Annotated in this window: 20 protein-coding genes; 15 read left to right on the forward strand and 5 right to left on the reverse strand. The window is 35.9% G+C overall.

The window, feature by feature from the left end; all coding sequences use genetic code 11:
• Positions 1-126: 126 nt before the first annotated feature.
• Entirely contained in the window at positions 127-846 is a 720-nt protein-coding gene (locus MHH71_RS26295; RefSeq protein ID WP_006095518.1) for a class I SAM-dependent methyltransferase, read from the forward strand.
• 229 nt (positions 847-1,075) lie between these two features.
• Here the strand turns inward: MHH71_RS26295 and MHH71_RS26300 are convergent, their stop codons facing one another.
• Positions 1,076-1,450 (reverse strand): hypothetical protein, encoded by a 375-nt coding sequence (locus MHH71_RS26300; RefSeq protein WP_006095519.1) that lies wholly within the window; start codon positions 1,448-1,450, stop codon positions 1,076-1,078.
• A 137-nt stretch (positions 1,451-1,587) separates the two neighbouring features.
• Here MHH71_RS26300 and MHH71_RS26305 point away from each other — a divergent pair, with 137 nt between their 5' ends.
• The 5 genes from MHH71_RS26305 (at position 1,588) to MHH71_RS26325 (ending at position 8,148) form a co-directional block, all read left to right on the forward strand.
• Entirely contained in the window at positions 1,588-1,923 is a 336-nt protein-coding gene (locus MHH71_RS26305; RefSeq protein ID WP_029427152.1) for a hypothetical protein, read from the forward strand.
• A 31-nt stretch (positions 1,924-1,954) separates the two neighbouring features.
• On the forward strand, positions 1,955-2,140 hold the full coding sequence (locus MHH71_RS26310; RefSeq protein ID WP_123767148.1) for a P1 family peptidase: 186 nt from the start codon (positions 1,955-1,957) through the stop codon (positions 2,138-2,140).
• A 317-nt stretch (positions 2,141-2,457) separates the two neighbouring features.
• On the forward strand, positions 2,458-4,557 hold the full coding sequence (locus MHH71_RS26315) for a vWA domain-containing protein (protein ID WP_033799018.1): 2,100 nt from the start codon (positions 2,458-2,460) through the stop codon (positions 4,555-4,557).
• Positions 4,558-4,586: 29 nt separating this feature from the next.
• Entirely contained in the window at positions 4,587-7,949 is a 3,363-nt protein-coding gene (locus tag MHH71_RS26320) for a tubulin-like doman-containing protein (RefSeq protein WP_006095523.1), read from the forward strand.
• Between the two features lie 58 nt (positions 7,950-8,007).
• Complete coding sequence (locus tag MHH71_RS26325; RefSeq protein ID WP_003199007.1) at positions 8,008-8,148, forward strand: hypothetical protein; 141 nt, start codon at positions 8,008-8,010, stop codon at positions 8,146-8,148.
• 34 nt (positions 8,149-8,182) lie between these two features.
• Here MHH71_RS26325 and brnQ read toward each other — a convergent pair whose 3' ends face one another.
• Entirely contained in the window at positions 8,183-9,529 is a 1,347-nt protein-coding gene (gene brnQ, locus MHH71_RS26330) for a branched-chain amino acid transport system II carrier protein (protein WP_006095524.1), read from the reverse strand.
• A 661-nt stretch (positions 9,530-10,190) separates the two neighbouring features.
• On the opposite strand from brnQ, the gene MHH71_RS26335 reads away from it, so the two are divergent.
• The 5 genes from MHH71_RS26335 (at position 10,191) to MHH71_RS26355 (ending at position 15,738) form a co-directional block, all read left to right on the forward strand.
• Complete coding sequence (locus MHH71_RS26335) at positions 10,191-11,573, forward strand: APC family permease (RefSeq protein WP_006095525.1); 1,383 nt, start codon at positions 10,191-10,193, stop codon at positions 11,571-11,573.
• A 225-nt stretch (positions 11,574-11,798) separates the two neighbouring features.
• The gene (locus MHH71_RS26340) at positions 11,799-12,053 is read left to right on the forward strand and encodes a DUF1294 domain-containing protein (protein ID WP_033799019.1); all 255 of its coding nucleotides are present in this window, start codon (positions 11,799-11,801) and stop codon (positions 12,051-12,053) included.
• 224 nt (positions 12,054-12,277) lie between these two features.
• Positions 12,278-13,219 (forward strand): EamA family transporter RarD, encoded by a 942-nt coding sequence (gene rarD / locus MHH71_RS26345; protein ID WP_006095526.1) that lies wholly within the window; start codon positions 12,278-12,280, stop codon positions 13,217-13,219.
• Between the two features lie 77 nt (positions 13,220-13,296).
• Positions 13,297-13,722, forward strand: coding sequence for a divergent PAP2 family protein (locus MHH71_RS26350; protein WP_006095527.1), 426 nt, complete (start codon positions 13,297-13,299; stop codon positions 13,720-13,722).
• A gap of 156 nt (positions 13,723-13,878) precedes the next feature.
• On the forward strand, positions 13,879-15,738 hold the full coding sequence (locus MHH71_RS26355; protein ID WP_006095528.1) for a terpene cyclase/mutase family protein: 1,860 nt from the start codon (positions 13,879-13,881) through the stop codon (positions 15,736-15,738).
• A gap of 83 nt (positions 15,739-15,821) precedes the next feature.
• Here MHH71_RS26355 and MHH71_RS26360 read toward each other — a convergent pair whose 3' ends face one another.
• Complete coding sequence (locus MHH71_RS26360; RefSeq protein ID WP_003198992.1) at positions 15,822-15,971, reverse strand: YfhD family protein; 150 nt, start codon at positions 15,969-15,971, stop codon at positions 15,822-15,824.
• A 132-nt stretch (positions 15,972-16,103) separates the two neighbouring features.
• On the opposite strand from MHH71_RS26360, the gene fabG reads away from it, so the two are divergent.
• The gene (fabG, locus tag MHH71_RS26365) at positions 16,104-16,844 is read left to right on the forward strand and encodes a 3-oxoacyl-ACP reductase FabG (protein ID WP_003198990.1); all 741 of its coding nucleotides are present in this window, start codon (positions 16,104-16,106) and stop codon (positions 16,842-16,844) included.
• A 109-nt stretch (positions 16,845-16,953) separates the two neighbouring features.
• On the opposite strand, the gene MHH71_RS26370 is transcribed toward fabG, so the two are convergent.
• Positions 16,954-18,438, reverse strand: a complete 1,485-nt coding sequence (locus MHH71_RS26370; protein ID WP_003198988.1) for an aldehyde dehydrogenase family protein — start codon at positions 18,436-18,438, stop codon at positions 16,954-16,956.
• A gap of 274 nt (positions 18,439-18,712) precedes the next feature.
• Here MHH71_RS26370 and MHH71_RS26375 point away from each other — a divergent pair, with 274 nt between their 5' ends.
• Both MHH71_RS26375 and panF read left to right on the forward strand, forming a co-directional pair.
• Positions 18,713-18,991: a YhdT family protein gene (locus MHH71_RS26375; RefSeq protein ID WP_003198986.1), complete on the forward strand. Its 279-nt coding sequence runs from the start codon at positions 18,713-18,715 to the stop codon at positions 18,989-18,991.
• Positions 18,992-18,994: 3 nt separating this feature from the next.
• Entirely contained in the window at positions 18,995-20,431 is a 1,437-nt protein-coding gene (gene panF / locus MHH71_RS26380; RefSeq protein ID WP_018781507.1) for a sodium/pantothenate symporter, read from the forward strand.
• 292 nt (positions 20,432-20,723) lie between these two features.
• On the opposite strand, the gene MHH71_RS26385 is transcribed toward panF, so the two are convergent.
• Positions 20,724-21,239 carry a DoxX family membrane protein gene (locus MHH71_RS26385; RefSeq protein ID WP_033799020.1) on the reverse strand — a complete coding sequence of 172 codons (516 nt, stop codon included), beginning with the start codon at positions 21,237-21,239 and terminating at the stop codon, positions 20,724-20,726.
• Between the two features lie 251 nt (positions 21,240-21,490).
• Here MHH71_RS26385 and MHH71_RS26390 point away from each other — a divergent pair, with 251 nt between their 5' ends.
• Positions 21,491-22,423: a nucleoside hydrolase gene (locus tag MHH71_RS26390; RefSeq protein WP_078211701.1), complete on the forward strand. Its 933-nt coding sequence runs from the start codon at positions 21,491-21,493 to the stop codon at positions 22,421-22,423.
• Positions 22,424-22,482: the final 59 nt, after the last annotated feature.

Here is a 22,482-nt window from a genome sequence, read left to right on the forward strand (position 1 = left end):
TACTTTACCTTGGAAATGCTTTTTTATGAGTAATGTGGGAGCTACTTTGAGAAAATAGTACGTTATTTTTGCACAGTACATTACGTTTATGCATATAGGTATTCTAGAAAAAAGAAGGAGAATCTTATGAAACGGAATGTATACATTGACTTTTTAGCTTATTACGGAATTGGAAGCGCACATCCTGGTGGTTTTACATTAACGAAACAGTTATTGGCACAGTTGCCATTATACCGTGAAGCAAATGTGCTTGAAATAGGATGCGGAACAGGGCGTACAGCAGCTTATATGAAAAAACAATATGGTTATAACGTCACAGCAGTTGAAAATAATGAAATTATGATTCGAAAAGCAAAAAATAGATGGACACAAGAACAATTATCGATTGAACTGATTAAAGGAACTGCTGAACAGTTGCCGTTTTTAAATGAGAAGTTTGATCTTGTATTAGGTGAATCTGTACTTGCTTTTACAAACAAAGAACAGGTGATTCCTGAATGTTATCGTGTCTTGCAAAAGAACGGGAAACTTGTTGTCATTGAAATGATAATTGAGAAGCACTTAACAAAAGAAGAAGAGGAGAAAATACTGCAATTTTACGGAATAAAGGAGTTACACACAGAAAAGGAATGGATTGATTTATTTCAAACGACAAACTTCAAAAGGATAACGATTGTAGGTGGAGGAACGATTGCCGAAACGATTGCAGGACAAATGGAACAGCCAGAATGGAACCTGTCAAATTTTATTCCGGCTGAATTGTACGATGCATGGGTGCAGCACGAGCAAGTATTGCAAATGTATCAACATATTTTAGGGCATCGTGTATTTATTTGTGAAAAATAAAAAGCAGATTAAAAAATCTGCTTCATTTATCCTACTATTTGTGGGCAGTAATATTCTCACCTCAAAATTTAGCAAAAGAACAGAAGTTAGGTGAGAGATAACCTACCCGTAAAGGCCCGATTGAGGATGGGTGATTAAAGTTTCACTTTATTCGCGTATGATATGATAACTGTATTTCATTATTTTTGAAAAGGAGTTGACTAAAAAATATAGTCGGCTTCTTTGTATATTAGATGAAAAATAATGCAGCTAAAGCAATACCAAAAATAAATCCGAAAGCTAATTCAACGGCACCACTTCCGCAAAATCCTCCTCCACAGCCTCCATCAAAACCAAAGCCTCCATCAAAACCAAAGCCTCCATCAAAACCAAAGCCGCAATGGTTACATTGACCTAAACCACCACAAAAATCACAGCCACCACCTGCATATGCATCATTGTAACCAAATCCTGTATCAAAAGAGGATCTATAGGGTTCAATCCAAACAGAATCATTTGTCACATCAACAATCTTACCGATATGAACATAACCATCTACATCTTCAATACGTACAACTTTACCAAAATAACGATGACAAGTATTGTAACATTTTTGACAATGCATGTTCTTGCCTCCTTCCATATACAGTAATACGATATGTTATCGGGACAAGTGCGGCTTGTACGATTGACCTAAGTTTCATAATTGTTACGAGAAAGGGGGAATATATGGTGAAAGTGTATGAAAAAGGAGTGGGAAATATGGAATCTAAAGATCAATTCCAAACATATGAAGTTCCTTGGAATGAATTTACGAATGCCCTTCGTAGTGAAATGGAAAAACAAGTAGGAGCAGATATCATTGACCAGGTTGTTTGTGATTTAAAGGATGGGTTTGAAGTGTATACATATATACAAGGAGATTTGGATTTTGAATATAAAGAAGAACTTGAACGAAAATTTGGGAGTGATGGAAAAATTCCTAATTTATTAACTGTTATGTTATTAGCGAGTATTTATCATACAAGTGAAGAGAATATTCGTCTGCATGCGGATCGTAAAGACAATCCTATTGTTGAAGTATATGTGAAACAATAAAACACGCTGTTATAGGCGTGTTTTTATTTGTATGGAAAAATGTAAGGAAATTCACACTTTAAGGAGAGGGGATATTGTGGTTGCTTTTTCAACAGCGCATCGTATTCCTCATACCATTGCTACAGAAACTTTACAATATTCTTTTTTACGTGAAGATGGTAAGGAAGTTTCATATCTGTTTACGATGACTGTAGAAGTGATAGAAGAGGCTATTTAGAAAGCTTTATGCATAGCAAAAATGACAAGTGGAAGTAGGGAATATTTAAAAAAACACCGTATTTAAAGGTGGAAAGTTATTTTTAATAGAAGAGAAAATCAAACTTTTTTATAGGGATTTTTTGTATGAAGAGTCTGTTTTGATTAATTCTCTTTCAAAACAAGATCGTTACTGAAAAGGAGGTTATCATTCCAGTAGTTTAGTTTACATAATGACATTGTAATAATCTACATATCCCAAAATACAAGTCATATATCTTGTTTCTTTTCATAAATTTAAACATAGGAATTTGTCTACAAAGGTGGCGAAGCCTCATCATGAAGATTCGAATTTGTGCCACATTCATCTTTTTTCTATTATTGTGTTTGAATCCTTTTTCAACTTTTGCAAAAGGAGAGGAGGCAAAAGAAAGGGTCGTTTCACTTGTATATGATGATTCTGGCAGCATGAGAAATAACGATCGCTGGAAATATGCCAACTATGCTTTGCAAAGTTTAGTTGCATTATTAGATGAAAGAGATAGATTTTCATATGTTCCAATGAGCCGTCCTACTGAAGCGTTAAATGTCACGCTAACAAATGAGAAAAGACAAATAGAAATTGATCAAATTGGAGCGTGGAAGAATTATTTAAATACGCCGTTTAACGCAGTAGAGACCGCGATGCAATCTATTAAAAAGGAAGCAGACATAAATGGAAAACGTGAATTTTGGCTTATTGTATTAACTGACGGGGCATTTAACGAATTAGAAAAAGAAAAGAATGGTGGTAAAGAACAAATCACGCAGAAACTGGAACAGTTTAAAAAAGAAATGGAAGCGAAAAAAATATCATTGCATCCGGTTTTAATAACAATGGAAGAAAACTTAGGACAGCAAGAGCAACAACAGATGAATACGTTTAAAGAAATTTGGAAGCAAGAGATAAATGGTATCGTCATGCCAACGAGTGGAGAAGATGGAGTTATTCAAAGTGTAAATCAAGCTGCAGCCTTGGTTGCGAATCGAGATCCATTTTCTTCTGTTGAATCTGTCGTGAAAACGACTATATCGGGTAACAAATTAGAGATTACTACACCGTTCCCATTAAAACGAATGACACTGGTACAACAATCTTCTACTGCATCGCAATATCGGATAGAACGATTTTCTAAACCGTTAGCAGTACAATCTTCCTTTTCAATTCACGCACCAGGAGAATCAAAATTATATGGTGGTATTACCCATATCGGCGCTACGAATCATGAAATAATTAAATCAGGGACATACACGTTAGAAATTGATAGTGGTATTGTGAAAGAAGGATTGAAAGTACTTGTTGAACCAGCGCTTGACTATACCGTTTCTACTTATGATAAAGAGGATAAAGCGAAAAAAAACGTTGAGAAAATGTATGAGGGAACGAAAGCAGTGATTGAAGCGAAACCGACGGATTTACCAATACAATCTTCTTATTTCCAAGCAGAAGTAGAACTAGATGGAAAGCTGTATCCGATGAAATGGGATGATAAAGCACATGTGTTTTACTATGAATTACAAATTAAAAACCAATTTGTACGTGGGAAAGTTCATATGAATATAAAAGGGTTTTACAGGCAAACGAGAGAATTTCGAATTGATCCGATACCAAAGGCAAAATTATCTTTGCAAGTCATTACGAAAGATTATGAAGAAAAGGTGACGAATTTAGACAAGAGTAAACCATTTGTCCTGCAGCCATTACTGAATGGTGAACCAATGACAGAAGTGGAGGTAAAAAAGCTACTGCAATCTACTGATGTCACATCGCATCAATCGATTAACTACGAATTGCGGCAACATGACAATCAAATTTATGTGTATCCTCGTCCTTACTACTCCGATACATTCAATTTTACAGATACCGGCACCATAGAAGCTACCATCACTATAAACGATTCAAAGTTACAAGAAGTGAAGAAAACGATTTCGTTTCATATTCAAAATGCACCATTTTGGGAACGGTATGCGCTAATTTTTCAATTTGTAATCCCGGTTGCGTTACTGCTTTTGCTTGTTGCGATTCTTATTTTAGGGTGGATTGTCCGGCCAAGGTTTCATCGTAAAGCAATGTTATATTACGAATGGGATCAAGAAGTAGCAAAAGATTGGCTCTATCAATCTGAACCAGAATTATTAAGAAACAAGTGGTGGAAACATTATTTTGGTATTCCATTTCGAGCAGAACGAAAGACGGTACAATCAGTAACTTTTATAGCAAAAAAAGGTTCGAAGTCTATATTTGTAGCAAAGGAATCACAAGTGATTGGTATGATTATTGACGGTATGTTTATAACAGAGGAAGAGGTCGGAAATGAGCATAAGACATTATATCCGAACGAGATTTTACTAATTGATCGTGGGTATGGAAAAGAAATTTATCGATATGAATGTGAATAATAGGAAGTTCAAATAGGAAGGTGGTTCACATGACATTACAAGTTCCAACAATTTTAATTGGCTTAGGTGGAATCGGGAGTACCGTTACACACCAAATATATGAGAAATTGCCAGAGGAACGACGTAAAAAGGTAGCGATGCATGTCTTTGATACAGATGTGAATACATTAAGTAAATTTGAGCATATTCGTAAGTTCAAGACACAAACGAGCTCTAGTAAAACGCCGCGAGAATATATTGCAGGGGATCCAACGATTCCGGAATGGTTTCCAATGGACCCCACTATTCTAGATAAGCCGTTAACTGAAGGAGCTGGTCAACTGCGTGTGATTTCACGCTTAGCTCTTCGGGCAGCGATGAAAGAAGATAAATTGACTGCTTTTTGGCAAGAAATAGAAAAGATTTTTCCTGTCACAAGTGATCAAACAGAGTATGGTGTTCGAGTTATTATCGTTACATCGTTAGCTGGTGGTACCGGTTCGGGTATGTTCTTACAAATTGCGTTGTACCTACGTGAAATGCTTCGGAAAAAACTGCAGCATCATAACATTTTAATACGCGGTGCGTTTTTAATGCCGGATGCACTTGTTAAGACACGTACCATTAGTGCGAAAGAATTTGAAACTGTTCAGGCAAATGGTTATGCGTCATTAAAAGAACTTCATGCGATTACACTTGGCTCAACGGGTGAATTATCAAAGCGGGGCGGTGTAACAATTGAACTAGAGTATCGTCCAGATCAAGTGGATGAAGACGGAAGAACGAATCATACAATTAAAGAGCATCATTTACCATATAATTATTGTTTCTTATATGATTATGAAAATTTACACGGTCATCATTTACACAATCTGTCAGATTACATGGAACAAATGACAAACACGATTTATTTACAGCTATTTAGTCCGATGTCCACAAGTCATTTTGCACAAGAAGATAATCAGATTCAGCAATTGGCAGAATCGAATGGAAAAGCACGTTATTGTGGTGCTGGAACTGCAAAGCTTATTTATCCATATGAGCATGTGCTAAAATACTGTGCCTTGAAATGGGCTGTGCAAGGATTAGATGAATCCTGGCTACATTTAGATCAATTGTTTCAAGAGAAAAAACAGCGGTATGAACAAGATGTTCGTCGTGGTATGCAGCGTGAGAAGCCAGAGCGGGGAAAGAGTTATTTAGAAGATTTAGAGCATCTTGCCACTCGCCCAGAGCAAGCACATATTTTCTATAGACAAATGTACAATGAAACACGCGAAGGTGCAGAAGGTGGTAAGGTAGGCGTTGCGAAATCCAAGTTATTTTTAGAAGCGGTTGAAAGTTATGTACAGCGTACTGTACAAAAAGATGAAGAATTAAATAGGTTGCAGCATGAGTGTAAAATATCTGCCGCAAAGCTTAAAATGATGGAGCAAATGAAGGGTGAAGTGGCGAGAGTTGATCATGCTGTTAGGTTGTATGCCTATGCGATACCAAGCCGTGTGCATGAGCACGTGACGACACTTTTATATGACATGATAGAATCAGATCGATATACACCGAGTGGATCAGAGGGACAGTCATACCAACTAAATACATGGTTTTTAAAGAAAACAGAAGCTGTTCATCCAGTGGCTGCTCGTTTTATGCTATATGAAATTCGGAAACAATTAGTAGAGAAAATGAATCGTTTACATGAGAATAATGAACAGAAGCGTAATTTAATTCAAAACTATGATAAGAAATTTAATGTAAGCAATATTGATGGTACAGTTACAGCAGTGCGACGTGTTGAGCTGGCGCAACAACAAGGCTGGTTTGGAAAAATGTTCTATAATCAACAGCGTACGTTCCGAAAAGAATTTGAAGATATAGTCACGCAATATGTGCATAAGTTGAATGAATATCGTAAAGAAATGTTACTGGAACTCGTTTATCAATCGCTATATCAGGCAGTAAATAAAATGATCCAACATTGGGAAAGATTCTTTGATAATTTACAAGAAACACGTGAAAATTTGCTGTTTGAAATTCAAAAACGCAGCAAAGAATTTGAAGGGAAAACAAATCCGACGAATGTATATGTGTTAGCAGATGAAAAACTACAAGAAAAAATATGGAAAGATATGCAGCAACATTTAAACTTAGGTGTGCTTCCAAAGGATATATCAGCAGAGATGTATATGAGCTTGTATGCGGAATATTGCCGCGATGCACAAGCAGAGGAAAGTCAATCGAAGAAAGTAGAGGATTTTTATCGAGAGCATATTTTAACATATTGTTATAACGAGCTCCAAGTCCGATATCGTGACAAATTAGAACTCAATATTATTGAAGCATTGCGAAAAGAAGCTGATTTTAAAAAGCGTGATCGTAATGAATATGTGAGAGAAAAAATTGAAGATCTCTTCCATCTAGCAAGCCCATTTATCCCGAAGGTAGCCCATCATCGAGAGTTACAATATTGGGGTATACATCCATCACTAAAACAGGAACTACAGGAAGAACTATTGCAAGAAATGTTTCAAGAAAAAGATACAGTGAATGAAGCATTTTCACCATTTGAAGTAATTTGTTACCGAGCTCATTATGGATTATCATTACAAGATTTTCCTAAGCTTTCATCTGGACATCTTGCAAATGGTTTTATGAATGATAAAGGAGATTATTTTCAGTCTTATTATCGCCGTGTAAATAAATTAAATATCAAAAAATCGAATTTGACACCGCATTTAGATAAATATTGGCACTTACCAGCTTTTATGCCGGACTTAAATGCAACCCAGACGAAGTTAGATTATGATAAATGTAATCGTGCTCTTCTTTATGCATATATGTACCGGTGGATTAGTCTTGTCGCTGTCGATGGTCAGTTTGTCTATCAATATAACGGTGTAGGACGCAGCTTTTTAATTCAGTCCATGGGGAAAAATATTTCAAGTGAAAGTTATAAGTTACATCGGGCATTGCTTCATAATCCGTTTATTTATGAAAATATTCTGTCCCGTTTTGAAGAAGAACAGGAAAAAGCAATGCTTCAAGGTGGACATTTGTATACACAGGCCTTTGTATTAGGGGCTCAAGATGTAAGATGGCTTAGAAAAGAGCACGTTCATAATATTTTAGACATTATTTTAATGTACGACCGGGAGGCAAAATACGATCCAACGTTAGAAGAAACATCAGATGAATTATTGCGATTACTTCTTGATGAAATCGAGTTGTATTTCCAAAATTATTATGGAACAGGTGCAGATATGGTTGCAAAGAAAGAGAAAGAAATGTTTGTAAAACAACTATGGGACCGTTCGTATGCGAAAGGGTATGTTGATCCAAATAGTGCGCCTTATAAAAAATGGCAGCACTTATTACATGTTCAAGATGAAGAACAAGATACAAAAACGAATGTGTAGGGGAAAGATAGGGAACCCTTAAGTATGGAAATACTATTTATGAAAAGAGGGGTTCCAGGTGCCATTTTTAGGAAGTGTGTATCAAATATTTGGATTATATCCGGAGATTTATCATGCGATGATTTCTGTGGAAATGCAGGAAGAAGAATTACGTAATGAGCATGTGGAAAAGAGAAATGAAATAGAAATGGAAGATTAAGAAAAAACCATGCAGATTTTTATCTGCATGGTTTTTAATGATTCGTTTTCGGAGTACCAGTAATGAATTTCATTCGGAATACAAAAATAAAGTAACCAATACACCCTCCAATAAATGCAGGACAGATCCAGCCTAAACCTGCATCGTATAAAGGAAGAATTTTAGAAAAAGTAACATTGATTGCTTGAATAGGTATATTTGCTGCATTTAGTCCATCAAACAAACTAACGACAAAAGTTAGGAGTAAGCTCCATTGATATACCTCTGTTCTACCTTTAAATATAGGGTGTAGAAATGTTAAAACAATTAGCATAATTGCTAGTGGATATATCGCTGTAAGTACTGGAACAGAAACCGCAATTAATTCTGTCAAACCAAGATTTGCAATCAATGCGCTAAAAATAGAAAGCATAACAGCAAATGTTTTATAAGATATTTTCGGGAATACTTTATGGAAGTATGAAGAGCATGCTGTTACAAGTCCAACGCTTGTTGTTAAACATGCAACAGTAATCATTAAGCCTAACAATAAGTTTCCTAAAGAACTAAAATAATAATTAGCTACTTTAGCTAATACTTCTCCTCCATTTGTTAAGTGCCCTAGTTTAGATACGCTAGCGGCTCCCATATAAGAAAGGGAAGTATAGACAATTGTTAATACAATTGCTGCAATACCAGCAGCCTTTGCACAAACGCTCACTATTTCTTTTTTATCATAAGTACCCTTCTCTTTTATAGCATTGATAATAATAATACCGAATACAAAAGATGCAAGTGTATCCATTGTTAAGTAGCCTTCTTGGAAACCTTTAAAAAAAGAATTGTTCACGAATTCTTTTGTAGGTGCCTGAATAGGGCCGATTGGTTGGACAAACGCTGCAACTACTAAAATCCCGATGAATGTAAGTTTGATAGGTGTTAAAAGTTTCCCAACAACATCTACAATTTTCGTTGGATTAAATGAGAACCAACATGTAATACTAAAGAAAATGATTGTGAAAATAAGTAATGCAACCGTTTCTGTTCCGTCAGATAAAAATGGTTTTACACCTATTTCAAAAGAAACACTTCCAGCTCTAGGGAGTGCAAATAACGGACCAATTGCTAAATAAAGAATAAATGTGTACACAGCACTGAACCAAGGATGAACACGATTCGCTAATGTTTGTAAATCATCACTATCAGAAATGCCAAATGCTAGAACGCCTAGTAAAGGAAGACCTACTCCTGTAATTAAAAATCCAGCAGTAGCAATCCACACATTATGCCCAGCTGCTTGTCCTAACATAGCTGGGAAAATTAAATTTCCAGCACCAAAAAACAGTGCAAATAACATAAGGCCGATTACAAGGATACGAGAAAAGGGTACTTTATTTGCCAACTTAAAACCTCCATTGAAATAATTCTTTAAAATACCATAATGCCACATAGAAAATTCTGAATTTTAAAATTGTTATATTCACAACGTTTTTTATTATACTCATATGAAATTTATATAGCAACCAAAAAAAAATTTTTTGAATTAATAATAAAAAGTAAATTTATGATATGAAATTTATATCATGCAAATAATAGAGTTAAGATACAATCAAGTGACTATGGTTTTTATTTCACAAAAATAATTTCAATTATGAAATAGTTGAGCGTACATGTGTCTTGTAGGGGATAATGAATAAAACATTAATATTAGAAAAATGAATCAAGGGATATTCCTGGTAATAATTGAAATTTAATAATTTGGATTTGTAAAACAACACTCTTTATTACATAATTATCCATTCTAGAGTGATTGATCTTATTATTGACAATTGAATTAATTATATGATAAATTCAATTCTGTTTCTTAGTGATGCATCATTTGAAAGAATATCGTATAGATAATTTCAAATGTGCATTTCGAAAAATTCTGTTTTTTCGAAATGCAAAGTTTAGAAATAAGTAAAAATTATAGCTATTGAAAAATAATAATTATAAAAACTTTAAAAAGGAAAAGAAGAAGTTGTACTTAGTAAGGGATTATATTGAAAACGAGGTTTCTATTAATGAGTCTACTAATTAAAAAGGAAATGAATGAAGAAAAGAAAAGGGTATTGAACCAAACGTTAGGAGCATTTGATTTAACTCTTTTAGGAATCGGGGCAATTATTGGAACTGGTATTTTTGTATTAACAGGTATTGTGGCAGCGAAACATGCTGGCCCGGCAATTGTTCTATCTTTTGTATTGGCTGCAATTGTTTGTGCATGTGTGGCATTTTGTTATGCTGAATTTGCTTCTACTGTTCCAGTATCCGGTAGTGTATATTCTTATACATATATTACATTAGGAGAAATTTTTGCTTTTATAGTTGGTTGGTGTGTCATGTTAGAGTATTTATTAGCGACCTCTGCGGTAGCAGCTGGGTGGTCCGCTTATTTTCAATCATTACTTCTAGGATTTCATATTAAAATTCCTACTCTTTTTGCCTCGGCACCGGGCATGGGGAAAGGTGGAATCATTGATTTACCTGCAGTTTTTATTGTTTTAGTTGTTACATTTTTATTAAGTCGTGGTGCGAAAGAAAGTGCGCGTATTAACAATATAATGGTTATTATTAAACTTGCTGTTATTTTAGGATTTATTATTGTAGGTGGACAATATGTGAAACCAGAGAATTGGCAACCATTTCTTCCGTTTGGATTTCACGGTGTTATTGGAGGAGCGGCTACTGTATTTTTTGCCTTTTTAGGTTTTGATGCAGTTGCTACAGCAGCTGAAGAAGTGAAACGCCCACAACGCAATGTTCCAATTGGTCTTCTTGTATCGTTATGTATTTGTACAATTCTTTATATTGGTGTTTCATTTATTTTAACAGGAATGGTACCATTTACTGAATTGAATGTAGCTGATCCAGTTGCATATGCATTGCGTGTTGTAGGAGAGGATAAAATTGCAGGTTTGTTATCAGTAGGAGCCATTGCTGGTTTAACTACAGTTCTTTTGGTAGCCATGTTTGCTTTTGTACGGGTATCTTACTCAATGAGTCGAGATGGATTACTTCCAAAGAAGCTTTCAAGTGTACATAAACGTTTTCAAACACCATTCCTTAATACGTGGATTACAGGAATGCTCGCAGCACTTTTAGCGGGGCTTGTAGATTTGAATTTATTGGCGAATTTAGTGAATGTGGGAACGATAACAGCTTTTATATTTGTATGTATTGCGGTAATTGTACTGCGTAAAACAAACCCAAATATTGAAAGACCATTTCGTGCACCGTTGGTTCCTTTTTTACCGATAATGTCAATAATAAGTTGTATGTATTTAGCTTTAAATCTTTCTAAAGTAACTTTAATCAGTTTTATGGTTTGGGTTATGATAGGTATTTTGGTTTATTTTGTGTATGCTAAAAAGCATAGTAATGTAAGAAAAAGAAATGGCGCATAAAGTGTAATAACCATCCCCTAAGGTGGGGTGTTAGCCCTCATCAATTTAGCTTTACTGCTTGCGAATAGCGGATAAATAATTGAAATAACAGCTGTAGGCTGAAAAGATAGCTTGTTTACAAGTAATTCTTTACTGTCTACAGCGATTTTTATTTGTATATAAATAAAAACCCCATTATTGTAGAAAAAATTAAATTAAAAAAAGAAAGTGATGTGAGAATTAATAATGTTCGTAAAATGTATGTATATATTGTGTATTAGTGTCGTTGCTTTTTCGATGATGGGACTTGATAAACGTAAAGCAGTGAAAAAACAATGGCGTACCCCTGAGAGTACATTGTTTTTAATGTCTGCAGCAGGAGGAGCAATCGGAACGTGGATTGGAATGTATGTTTTTCACCATAAAACTCATAAAAATAAATTTAAAATTGGTATACCGCTTCTTGTTGCTATAACTTCATATGTTTTATGGGTAATTTAGGTTTACTTGGTTAGTTAGAGTTCGTGCAACAAATTAGGTTTCTATGAGGAGTCTAAAAGGAATTTAGCTGTTTTCTGCTAGGTTCTGAAGTATGTCATATTAAAAATAAGTAAGTTTTTTGAAAAAGGAATTTCATTGTCGAAAAAGATAGGGAGAGAATATTTGTAAAGGTTTAAAGATACACCTTATAATGAAGGGAAAAAGAGAAGAGGAGAAAAGGGAAGATGGAGAGTCAAAAAGCACTGCAAAAGCAAGGGGTTTTATACGCAGCTGGTGCTTATATGATGTGGGGAGTTCTTCCGATTTACTGGAAATGGGTGGGGGAAGTTCCTGCAGAAGAGATATTAGCACATCGTATTGTTTGGGCATTTGTTTTTATGTTACTAATTTTGGGAGTATCGAGACGATTGGGGCAATTTCAGAGTGAACTTGTGAGTCTTTTTAAACGACCTAAATTATTAATTTCATTAACGATCGCTTCCGTTTTAATTAGTGGGAATTGGTTTGTGTACATATGGGCTGTGAATCAGAATCATATCATTGAAGCGAGTCTTGGTTATTATATTAATCCTCTTGTAAGTATTTTACTTGGTACAGTTGTTTTGAAAGAAAAACTTAACTTTTGGCAATATGTTGCAGTTGGTTTAGCAGGAATAGGTGTTATTATTTTAGCGTTTCGATACGGTTCAATTCCATGGATTGCTCTTTCACTGGCATTTACATTTGGGTTATATGGGTTAACCAAGAAATTGCTGAATTATGATGCAATGATAGGACTTACGATGGAAACAATGATTGTGACGCCTCTTGCATTCATTTATTTAGTTATGATTGGTGAGCATGGTTTTGGTTCGTTTGGCTCTATTTCGTTTACTTCAACGCTAATTTTAATGGGAGCAGGGACTGTTACTGCATTACCACTTTTTTATTTTGCAAAAGGAGCACAACTTATTCCGCTATATATGATTGGATTTTTACAATATATTTCTCCGACTATTAATCTTATTTTAGGGGTTTTTGTGTTCCATGAGCATTTTACATCGGCTCATATGACAGCATTTTTCTTTATTTGGGTTGCATTATTGATATTTTCGGTGGCAAAAACAAAGTTTTTGCTTCGTAAGCAACCAAAGTTTCTTAAAAATAAATCAGCAAAAGTATCATAAAGCGTAGTATTTTCTACGCTTTTTTCTTTATACTTATAGTATAGAATTTCCATTACTGCAAGTAGGGAGCTGGAAATATGGAAACAATTTTACATAATGATCCGCTTATGGCAGCTGTAATTGCCTGGTTTTTGGCGCAATTAACGAAAGTTATTTTTAAGTTAGTAAAGACAAAAGAGTTCGATTTTGCACAGTTTTTTGCTTCTGGTGGAATGCCAAGCTCTCATTCTTCAACAGTTACAGCGTTAGCAACAGGAGTTGGCATGGTGGAAGGAGTTACGAGTGCAGTGTTTGCTGTAGCAGCCATTTTTGCCATTATTGTCATGTATGATGCTTCAGGGGTAAGGCTTGCAGTAAGTAAACAGGCGAAGATTTTAAATGATTTTTTTCATGGCAGACAAACCGAATATAAAAAGCTGAATGAGCTTGTTGGACACACGCCTTATCAAGTGGTTGTCGGAGCTATTTTAGGAATTGTTGTTGGAATTGGATATTGTTTATGAGCAGAATGTGTATTTACATGTTCTGCTTTTATCATTTTAACCGAGAAGCCCCCCTCCTCTAAACGAAGTGAAGGTGGGGGTAGTTCAATTGTTTTATACATAATTGCGTGCGAAGTGGCATATCGTATACGGATTTAGAAAGGGTAGGTGAAAAGGGTGTTATTATATGAAAAAGTGCGTCAAGAAGTCGAGCGGAAAGTTACTGCACTTCGAACGATGCAATATCAAGATGGGGCTTGGCGTTTTTGTTTTGAAGGTTCTCCATTAACGGATTGTCATATGATTTTTTTACTAAGATTATTAGGACAAAATGGTGAGATGGAGCCATTTGTTACTCGAGTTGCATCTCTTCAAACAAATGAAGGAACCTGGAAGCTATATGAAGATGAATCTGTTGGCAATTTGTCTACTACAATTAATGCATATGTCGCTTTACTTGCTTCTGGAAGGTATACGAAAGAAGATATAAATATGAAGCGTGCAGAAGCGTTTATTCGGAGGCAGGGTGGGATTACAAAGGCTCACTTTATGACGAAGTTTTTATTAGCGCTTCATGGAGGATATGAATATCCTTCTTTATTTCACTTCCCAACACCCATGTTATTTTTACCTGAAGATTCCCCGCTTAGTATATTTGAGCTAAGTAGTTCCGCACGTATTCACCTCATTCCGATGATGATTTGTATGAATAAACGATTTACTGTGTCCAAAACGATTCTTCCTAATTTAGATTATATTTCAGGTGGGAGTAAAAAGCAGTGGTTCCGTGAAGAACGTTCATCATTGTTTCAAAGGCTTCTTGGTGACGTGAAAAAGTTTTTATCTTATCCGTTATCTTTACAACATAAGGGATATAAAGAAGCAGAGCGTTTTATGATTGAGCGGATTGAAACAAATGGAACACTATATAGTTATGCGAGTGCTACATTTTATATGATTTATGCATTGCTTGCACTTGGGCATTCGATTCAGTCACCGCTTATTTCCAATGCAGTATTAGGGTTGAAATCTTATATATGGAATATGAACAAGGGGACACATCTTCAAAATTCACCATCTACAGTGTGGGATACAGCTTTACTAAGTTATTCGTTGCAAGAAGCAGGTGTACCAAATGATAACCAAATGATTCAAAAAGCGACAGATTATTTGTTGCAAAAACAACATAAGGAGAAAAAAGATTGGAGTGTGCATGCTCCATCACTAGACGCTGGAGGTTGGGGCTTTTCTGATGTGAATACAACAATTCCAGATATTGATGATACAACAGCTGCCCTAAGAGCGATAGCACGAAGCCGAGAAGGAAATCAAAGAATAGAAGAAGCTTGGAGAAAAGGCATTGAATGGGTCAAAGGGTTACAAAATATTGATGGAGGCTGGGCAGCTTTTGAAAGAGGTGTAACGAGTCATTTTCTGACTCATTTACCACTTGATAACGCAGGAGACATGACTACGGACCCATCTACGTCAGATATTACAGGTAGGGTGTTGGAGTTTTTTGGAACATATGCTCCGCACCAGCTAAAAGATGACCAAAAGGATCGAGCAATTAAATGGTTAATGCAAGCACAGGAGAAGAATGGATCATGGTATGGAAAATGGGGAGTGTGTTACATATACGGTACTTGGGCAGCCCTCACAGGTTTACGTGCTGTAGGAGTTCCATCTAATCATACAGCTTTACAAAAAGCAGCTACATGGTTAGAGCGTATTCAACATAACGATGGAGGTTGGGGAGAGTCTTGCAGGAGTAGCATAGAAAAGCATTTTATTTCGTTACCGTTTAGTACACCATCACAAACGGCATGGGCACTCGATGCACTTATTACTTTTTATGATACGGAAACACCTGTCATTCGAAAAGGGATTTCTTATTTACTTGCACATCTAAATCAGAATCAGGATTATCCTACAGGCATAGGGCTACCAGATGGTTTTTATATTCGCTACCATAGCTACCATCATATATTTCCAATCCTTACTTTTGCGCATTATATCAAAAAATATATGAAATAAACCGAGAAATGATCTCGGTTTATTTCATTTTGTATGGGTAGTAGTAGGTCCCAATTGCAAAAGGATAAGGGCGAGATAGCGCCTTATTTTTGTTTAGACTGGCGTTTTTGACGTGCATCGGCGGCGTCAGCACGTGCATTTGCTTCTAAGTCATCATGATCAGCAAGTTCACGAGAGAACTCTACATCGATGCCATCAGAAGTTTTGCTATACCCTAGGTTCTTTTTGTTCATTCGACACAATCTCCTTGTGTTTATGCTATGTTGCAAGTTTAGTTTGACACAAATAGACTTTTTTATACAAAAAGGATTTGGAAAGCATAAAGCCGAAATATACAGTATAAGTAATAGAAATGGGGGATAGGGATGGATTTTTTACATGGGAAAACAGCTGTTGTAACAGGAGCAGCGCAAGGGATTGGGAAAGAAATTGCTTGTACTTTTGCAAAGTTAGGTGCAAAGGTGTTAATCAGTGATGTAAATGAGAAGAAATTAAAAGAAACAGCAAGAGAATTTTTAGATCAAGGATATGAAGTAAGTTTATACGCATGTGATGTGAGTAATCAAAGTGAAGCGAAATCGTTAGTCGAATACGCAGTTCAAACATTTGGAGAATTACATGTTTTAGTGAATAATGCAGGGATTACAAGAGATGCGATGTTACATAAAATGGAGAAATCAGCTTGGGAGCAAGTAATGCAAGTAAATTTAACAGGTGTGTTTTATTGTATGCAACCGGCACTTCTTTACATGAGGCAGCAACAATTTGGACGTATCATCAATATTTCTTCGATTAGTAGGGAAGGTAATATTGGGCAAGCAAATTATGCTGCAACGAAAGCGGGCGTCATTGGATTAACAAAAACGGCAGCAAAAGAAGTGGGCGGATTTGGTATTACTTGTAATGCCATTTGTCCCGGTTTTATGGATACAGATATGACAAAAACAATACCAGATAAAGTGAAAGAGAAGATGGTTGGTGCAATCCCAGTTGGAAGAATTGGAATGCCACAAGATATCGCGAATGCAGCGGCCTTTTTCGCTTCAGAGTATGCTTCTTATATTACAGGCGAGGTATTAAATGTGAGTGGTGGCTTGCAAGTGTAAGAGATAGTTCCATATTTTCAAATATGTTACGGAATAAAATAATTGGATTTTCTAAAAAATTTGTTACATAATAAGTAGAGCCTGACCAACCTTGGTCAGGCCCTTTCATTTAGTTTAGGTTCACCCAAACACTCTTCACTTCTGTATAGTTATTTAATGCATAAGAACCCATTTCACGGCCAAGGCCAGATTGCTTAAATCCACCAAATGGAGAAGCTGCATCAAATACGTTGTAACAGTTTACCCATACTGTACCAGCACGAACTTTACTTGCAATGTAATGTGCATTCTTTACATTTTCTGTCCATACACCAGCGGCTAAGCCAAATGATGACTTATTTGCACGTTCAATTACTTCGTCAATATCATTAAACGGCAATGCAGAGATGACAGGACCAAAAATTTCTTCTTTTGCAATTGTCATTTCATCATTTACGTCCGCAAATACAGTTGGAGCGACGAAATAACCTTGCTCGTATGGTTTGTTTCCACCAACAAGTACTTCTGCGCCTTCTTCGATCCCTTTTTCAATGTATCCCATAACGCGTTTTTGTTGTTCTTCAGAAACAAGAGGTCCAATTGTAGTTTGTGGATCTAGACCTGCACCTTGTGTTAATTTTTTTGAATATAGAACAAGGTCAGCCATAACATTATCATACATTTTCTTTGGAATAAATAAACGTGACCCTGCACAGCATACTTGACCTTGGTTAAACATAACACCGGAAAGTGCTGCTGGGATTGCTCGAGATAAATCAGCATCTGGTAAAATAATATTCGGTGATTTACCTCCAAGTTCTAATGTAACTCGTTTTAATGTTTCAGATGCTTGTCTCATAATTTGTTTACCAACCGGAGTAGAACCCGTAAATGCAATTTTATCAACGAGAGGATGATTGACAAGAGCTTGTCCAGCTGTCTCGCCAAATCCTGGTACGATGTTGACAACGCCTTTTGGGAATCCAGCCTCTTCAAATAATTCAGCTAAGTATAGAGCGGAAAGAGGTGTTTGTTCTGCTGGCTTCAATACGATTGTACAACCAGTTGCAAGAGCAGCCCCCATTTTCCACATTGCCATAAGGAGTGGGAAGTTCCACGGAATAATTTGCCCAACAACACCAACAGCTTCATGGCGTGTATAGTTAAAATATTCACCAGAGACTGGGATTGTTTGACCGACAATTTTTGTAGCCCAGCCAGCGTAATAACGCATATGTTCAATTGCAAGCGGAATGTCTGCTGCTAATGTTTCGCGAATTGGTTTCCCATTATCCAATGTTTCAAGTTGTGCAAGTTCCTCTTTGTGTTCCTCCATTAAATCTGCAAGTTTATACATAAGACGGCTGCGTTCAGCGCCGCTCATACGCGACCAAGGTCCTTCATCAAATGCAACTCTAGCAGCTACTACAGCTTTATGAATATCTTCGCGACCAGCTTCGGAAACAATCGCAAGTGTTTCGCCAGTTGCTGGGTTAGGAGTTTTAAATGTCTTTCCGGAAGCGCTTTCGACGAACGCCCCATTCACATATAATTTTTTTGTTCCTTGAAGAAACTTTTCTACTTTTTCATGAAGATTTACAGCTAGTTGACTCATTGTACAACCCCCTTGAAAATATAATGTAAACGCAGTACGAGACGGCGTTTATTCCTGTAACAAAGTTGTAAAGAAACTAGATGGAAGACCTCTAATTTTAATCATAAATAATAAAGACTGAAAATTCAAATTTCATTTACATTACAATTGTAAAAATTATGTAATACAGAGTTGGATTCTATATATTTGCAAAAAATCTTTCTAGTTTTTCTTTTCTAGTAGGAAAAACTAGAAAAACAATGTTACAATTATACATCGTGAGAGGAGGGAGAAAATGAAGGATTATCATGATGATCCACGCTTTCGAATTGCCCATAGAGAGGCGTTAATTGGTCTTGGACTTGCTTTTATCAATTTTATAATATGGTATGGATTTGCCTATGGGCTTGGGAGTAAAGATCCAAGTGAATATACATATGTATTAGGTTTTCCGGCATGGTTTTTTTATAGTTGTATAGTCGGTTTTGGTGTAGTAGTTATACTTCTTATTTTAATCGTGCGTTTTGCATTTCAAGATATTTCGCTCGATGAGGAAGAAAAAAGTGAGGAATGATAAATGAATTGGTACGTAATAATCCCAATGATAATTTCTTTTATCGTTGTATTTTTAATTGGTGTATATGCATCCAGACGTGTACAAGCAACTGCTCATAATAAATTTTTACAAGAATATTTTCTTGGAGGACGTGAGCTTGGCGGTCTATTATTAGCTATGACAATGATTGCTACGTACGGTAGTGCGAGTAGTTTTATCGGTGGACCTGGAATTGCATACAATATGGGGCTTGGATGGGTATTATTATCAGCAATCCAGGTTGTAACGGGTTACATTGTCTTGACGGTAATTGGTAAAAAGTTTGCAATCATTGCAAGAAAGATGGAAGCAATTACGCTTATTGATTATTTAAAAGGAAGATATAATCATAAAGCAGTGGTCATTCTTTCAGCAGTATGTATTATTATCTTTTTATTTTCGGCAACAGTTGCTCAGTGGGTTGGAGGCGGAAGGTTAATTGAATCGTTAACAGGTCTTTCGTATACAACGGCTTTATTTCTTTTTACATTCTCTGTACTTGTATACGTTTTAATTGGTGGATTCCGCGCAGTTGCTTTATCTGATACATTGCTCGGCATTATTATGTTAGCAGGTACGACAATTATTTTAATTGCAACAGTGATTGCTGGTGGCGGGATTGAAAAGATTATGCAAGAACTGGTTCGAATTAATCCCAATTTAATTACACCATTTGGTGCAGATGGCAGTTTAACGAAAACGTATGTGACATCATTTTGGATATTAATTGGTGTTGGTGTTGTTGGATTACCGCAAATTAGCGTGCGTGCGATGTCTTATAAAAATTCAAAAGCGATGCATCAAGCTTTAATTATCGGGACAATTGTTGTTGGTACAATTATGATTGGTATGCACTTAACAGGTGTATTTGCACGCGTGGTGCTTCCAGGCGTAACTGTACCAGACAAAGTAATGCCACTTCTTGCGATGGAAGTATTGCCACCTTGGCTTGCTGGAATCTTTTTGGCTGCCCCAATGGCGGCAATTATGTCAACGGTAAACTCACTTTTACTACTGGTGAGTTCATCCATTATTAAAGATATATATGTGAACTATATAAATGAAAATGCGGCGGATACAACAATAAAAAAAGGAAGTCTATGGATTACGGGTATCATTGGTTTACTTGTATATGCCGCAGCTATTAAACCGCCAGATTTCTTAATATGGTTAAACTTATTTTCCTTTGGTGGCTTAGAAGCAGCATTTATTTGGCCTATTGTTTTAGGGCTATATTGGAAGAGAGGGAATGCAGTTGGCGCGCTTGCATCCATTCTGGTTGGTGTGAGTTCTTATATGCTATTTCACCTTTGTTTTCCAAATCCGTTTGGTATACATACAGTTGTGTTTCCGATTTGTTTTGCTTTCATTGCGTATGTAATAGGTAGTATGTTAACTTCAAATAAAGTGAAACTTTAATTAGTGGGAGGCTTCATTTCCTACCTAACTTCTTTGTTTTGGCTGAATTTTGAGGTGGAAGTGTTACTGTCCGCAAATAGCGGGATAAAGTAGCATAAAGATATAGATTTGAATAAAATATACAAATTGGATAGGTTCTATATTTTTTAATCAATGATAGAAAAAGATGATTAGGTTGGGGCAAAAGAGTTTATGCTTTAACCAAATAAATTTGGTGAAAAAATAGGCAATATAAAAAGTAGGGCTTTTATAGATTCAATAAGAGCTCTACTTTTTATAATTAAAAACGTAATTATGATGCAAATTTATGTGTAGGATAGGTTGGATAGTTATTTTTATGTTTATGGAAAAGTTTTCGAAAAACAAATCCGTCTAGACCAACACGTCCAGCGTTATGTCCTGCAACTAAAACCAGTATAGACAATAGTATCATATTTGGATTTGTACTTATAGTTCCACTTAAAAGAAAAGCAGTGTTCATAATAATCCCGAAAAATACAGCGGTTTTGGTTAGCCCTCCTAAAAGAAGTCCAAGCCCAACTGAAATTTCTCCCCATTGTACGAGAAAGCTAAATAAATCAGCATGTGGAAGAGCAAAATGTTGTAGAAAATCAGCCCACCAGCCTTGTACAGCTGGATGATCTCCACTTGCTTTGGCAATTGCACCTTTTAAAAACCCGCTTGCGTCAAATGACTGACCAAAAAGCTTTCCTAATCCAGCAGATAACCAAGCGTATCCTAAATATAAACGAAGGGGTAATAGAATAAATAAAGCTTTTTTGTTATTACGTAAAAAATCAATAAACATAATAAATTCCTCCGATACATAATAAAATGTATTTACAAGTTTATTATGTATTTTTGTGAATCGAATCACAATGAACGAAATTTGAACAAATGGTTCAATCCAGTGGTTGTTTGAATAATTCATCGTTTGTTCAAAAAGCAGTGTGTGAATACAGTGTGATTTTAATTTATGGCGTATATGGTTTAAAAAATAGTTAACATGTATTTTGGTTTATACCATAATAAGAGGTGCAGGGATGGGGGGGAAGTGCCATGAAAAAGGTGCTTTTTTTGGGAGATCCAGGTATTGATGATTCTTTAGCCATTATGTATGGGCTATTACATCCTGAGATTGAAATCGTTGGGATTGTAACTGGATATGGAAATGTAACACAAGAGCAAGCAACGAGCAATGCTGCGTATTTAATGCAACTAGCAGGCAGAGAGGATATACCGATTATAAATGGAGCAAAAATGCCATTGTCAGGTGAATTTACAACATATTATCCGGAAATTCATGGAGCGGAAGGATTAGGGCCAATTCGCCCTCCAAAAACGATTCAACCAAATATTAAATCGTTTTGTGCAATCTTTGACATAATCCAGCGTTATAAAAAAGAAATTATTATTGTTGATACAGGAAGATCAACAAGTTTAGCAACGGCGTTTATATTAGGTAAAGATATAATGAAAGATGTAAAAGAATATTACTGTATGGGTGGAGCATTTCTTGTTCCAGGGAATGTTACCCCTGTAGCAGAGGCGAATTTTCATGGAGATGCACTTGCTGCAAATTTAGTCATGCAGTATGCAAAAAACGTAACATTAATCCCTCTAAATGTTACAAGTGAATCAATCGTTACACCTGAAACTGTGCATTATATAAAAAAACATTCACAAACTGCATTTAACAAATTAATTGAACCTATATTTCAATATTATTATAAGGCATATAAGAAAATAAATCCGAAAATTACCGGAAGCCCCATTCATGATGTGCTTACGATGATGGCAGTTGTAAATCCTTCTATGGTTGAATATGTATATCGGAAAGTAGAAGTTGATTTAGAAGGTAGTGCAAAGGTGGAAAGTATCGCTGATTTTCGGCCACAACCCGATGCGAAAGCTCTTAAAAATTGGGTGCGAATTGGGTGGAAATTAAATTATAAGAAATTTGTTGAAAATTTTGTTCGAATTATGACGTAGACATAATAGGAGATGACAAGTTAAAATAATAGAGACGATTATTTAGACAATCGTCTCTA

This window comes from Bacillus sp. FSL H8-0534 (assembly GCF_038005885.1).
Taxonomy (GTDB): Bacteria; Bacillota; Bacilli; order Bacillales; family Bacillaceae_G; genus Bacillus_A; species Bacillus_A pseudomycoides.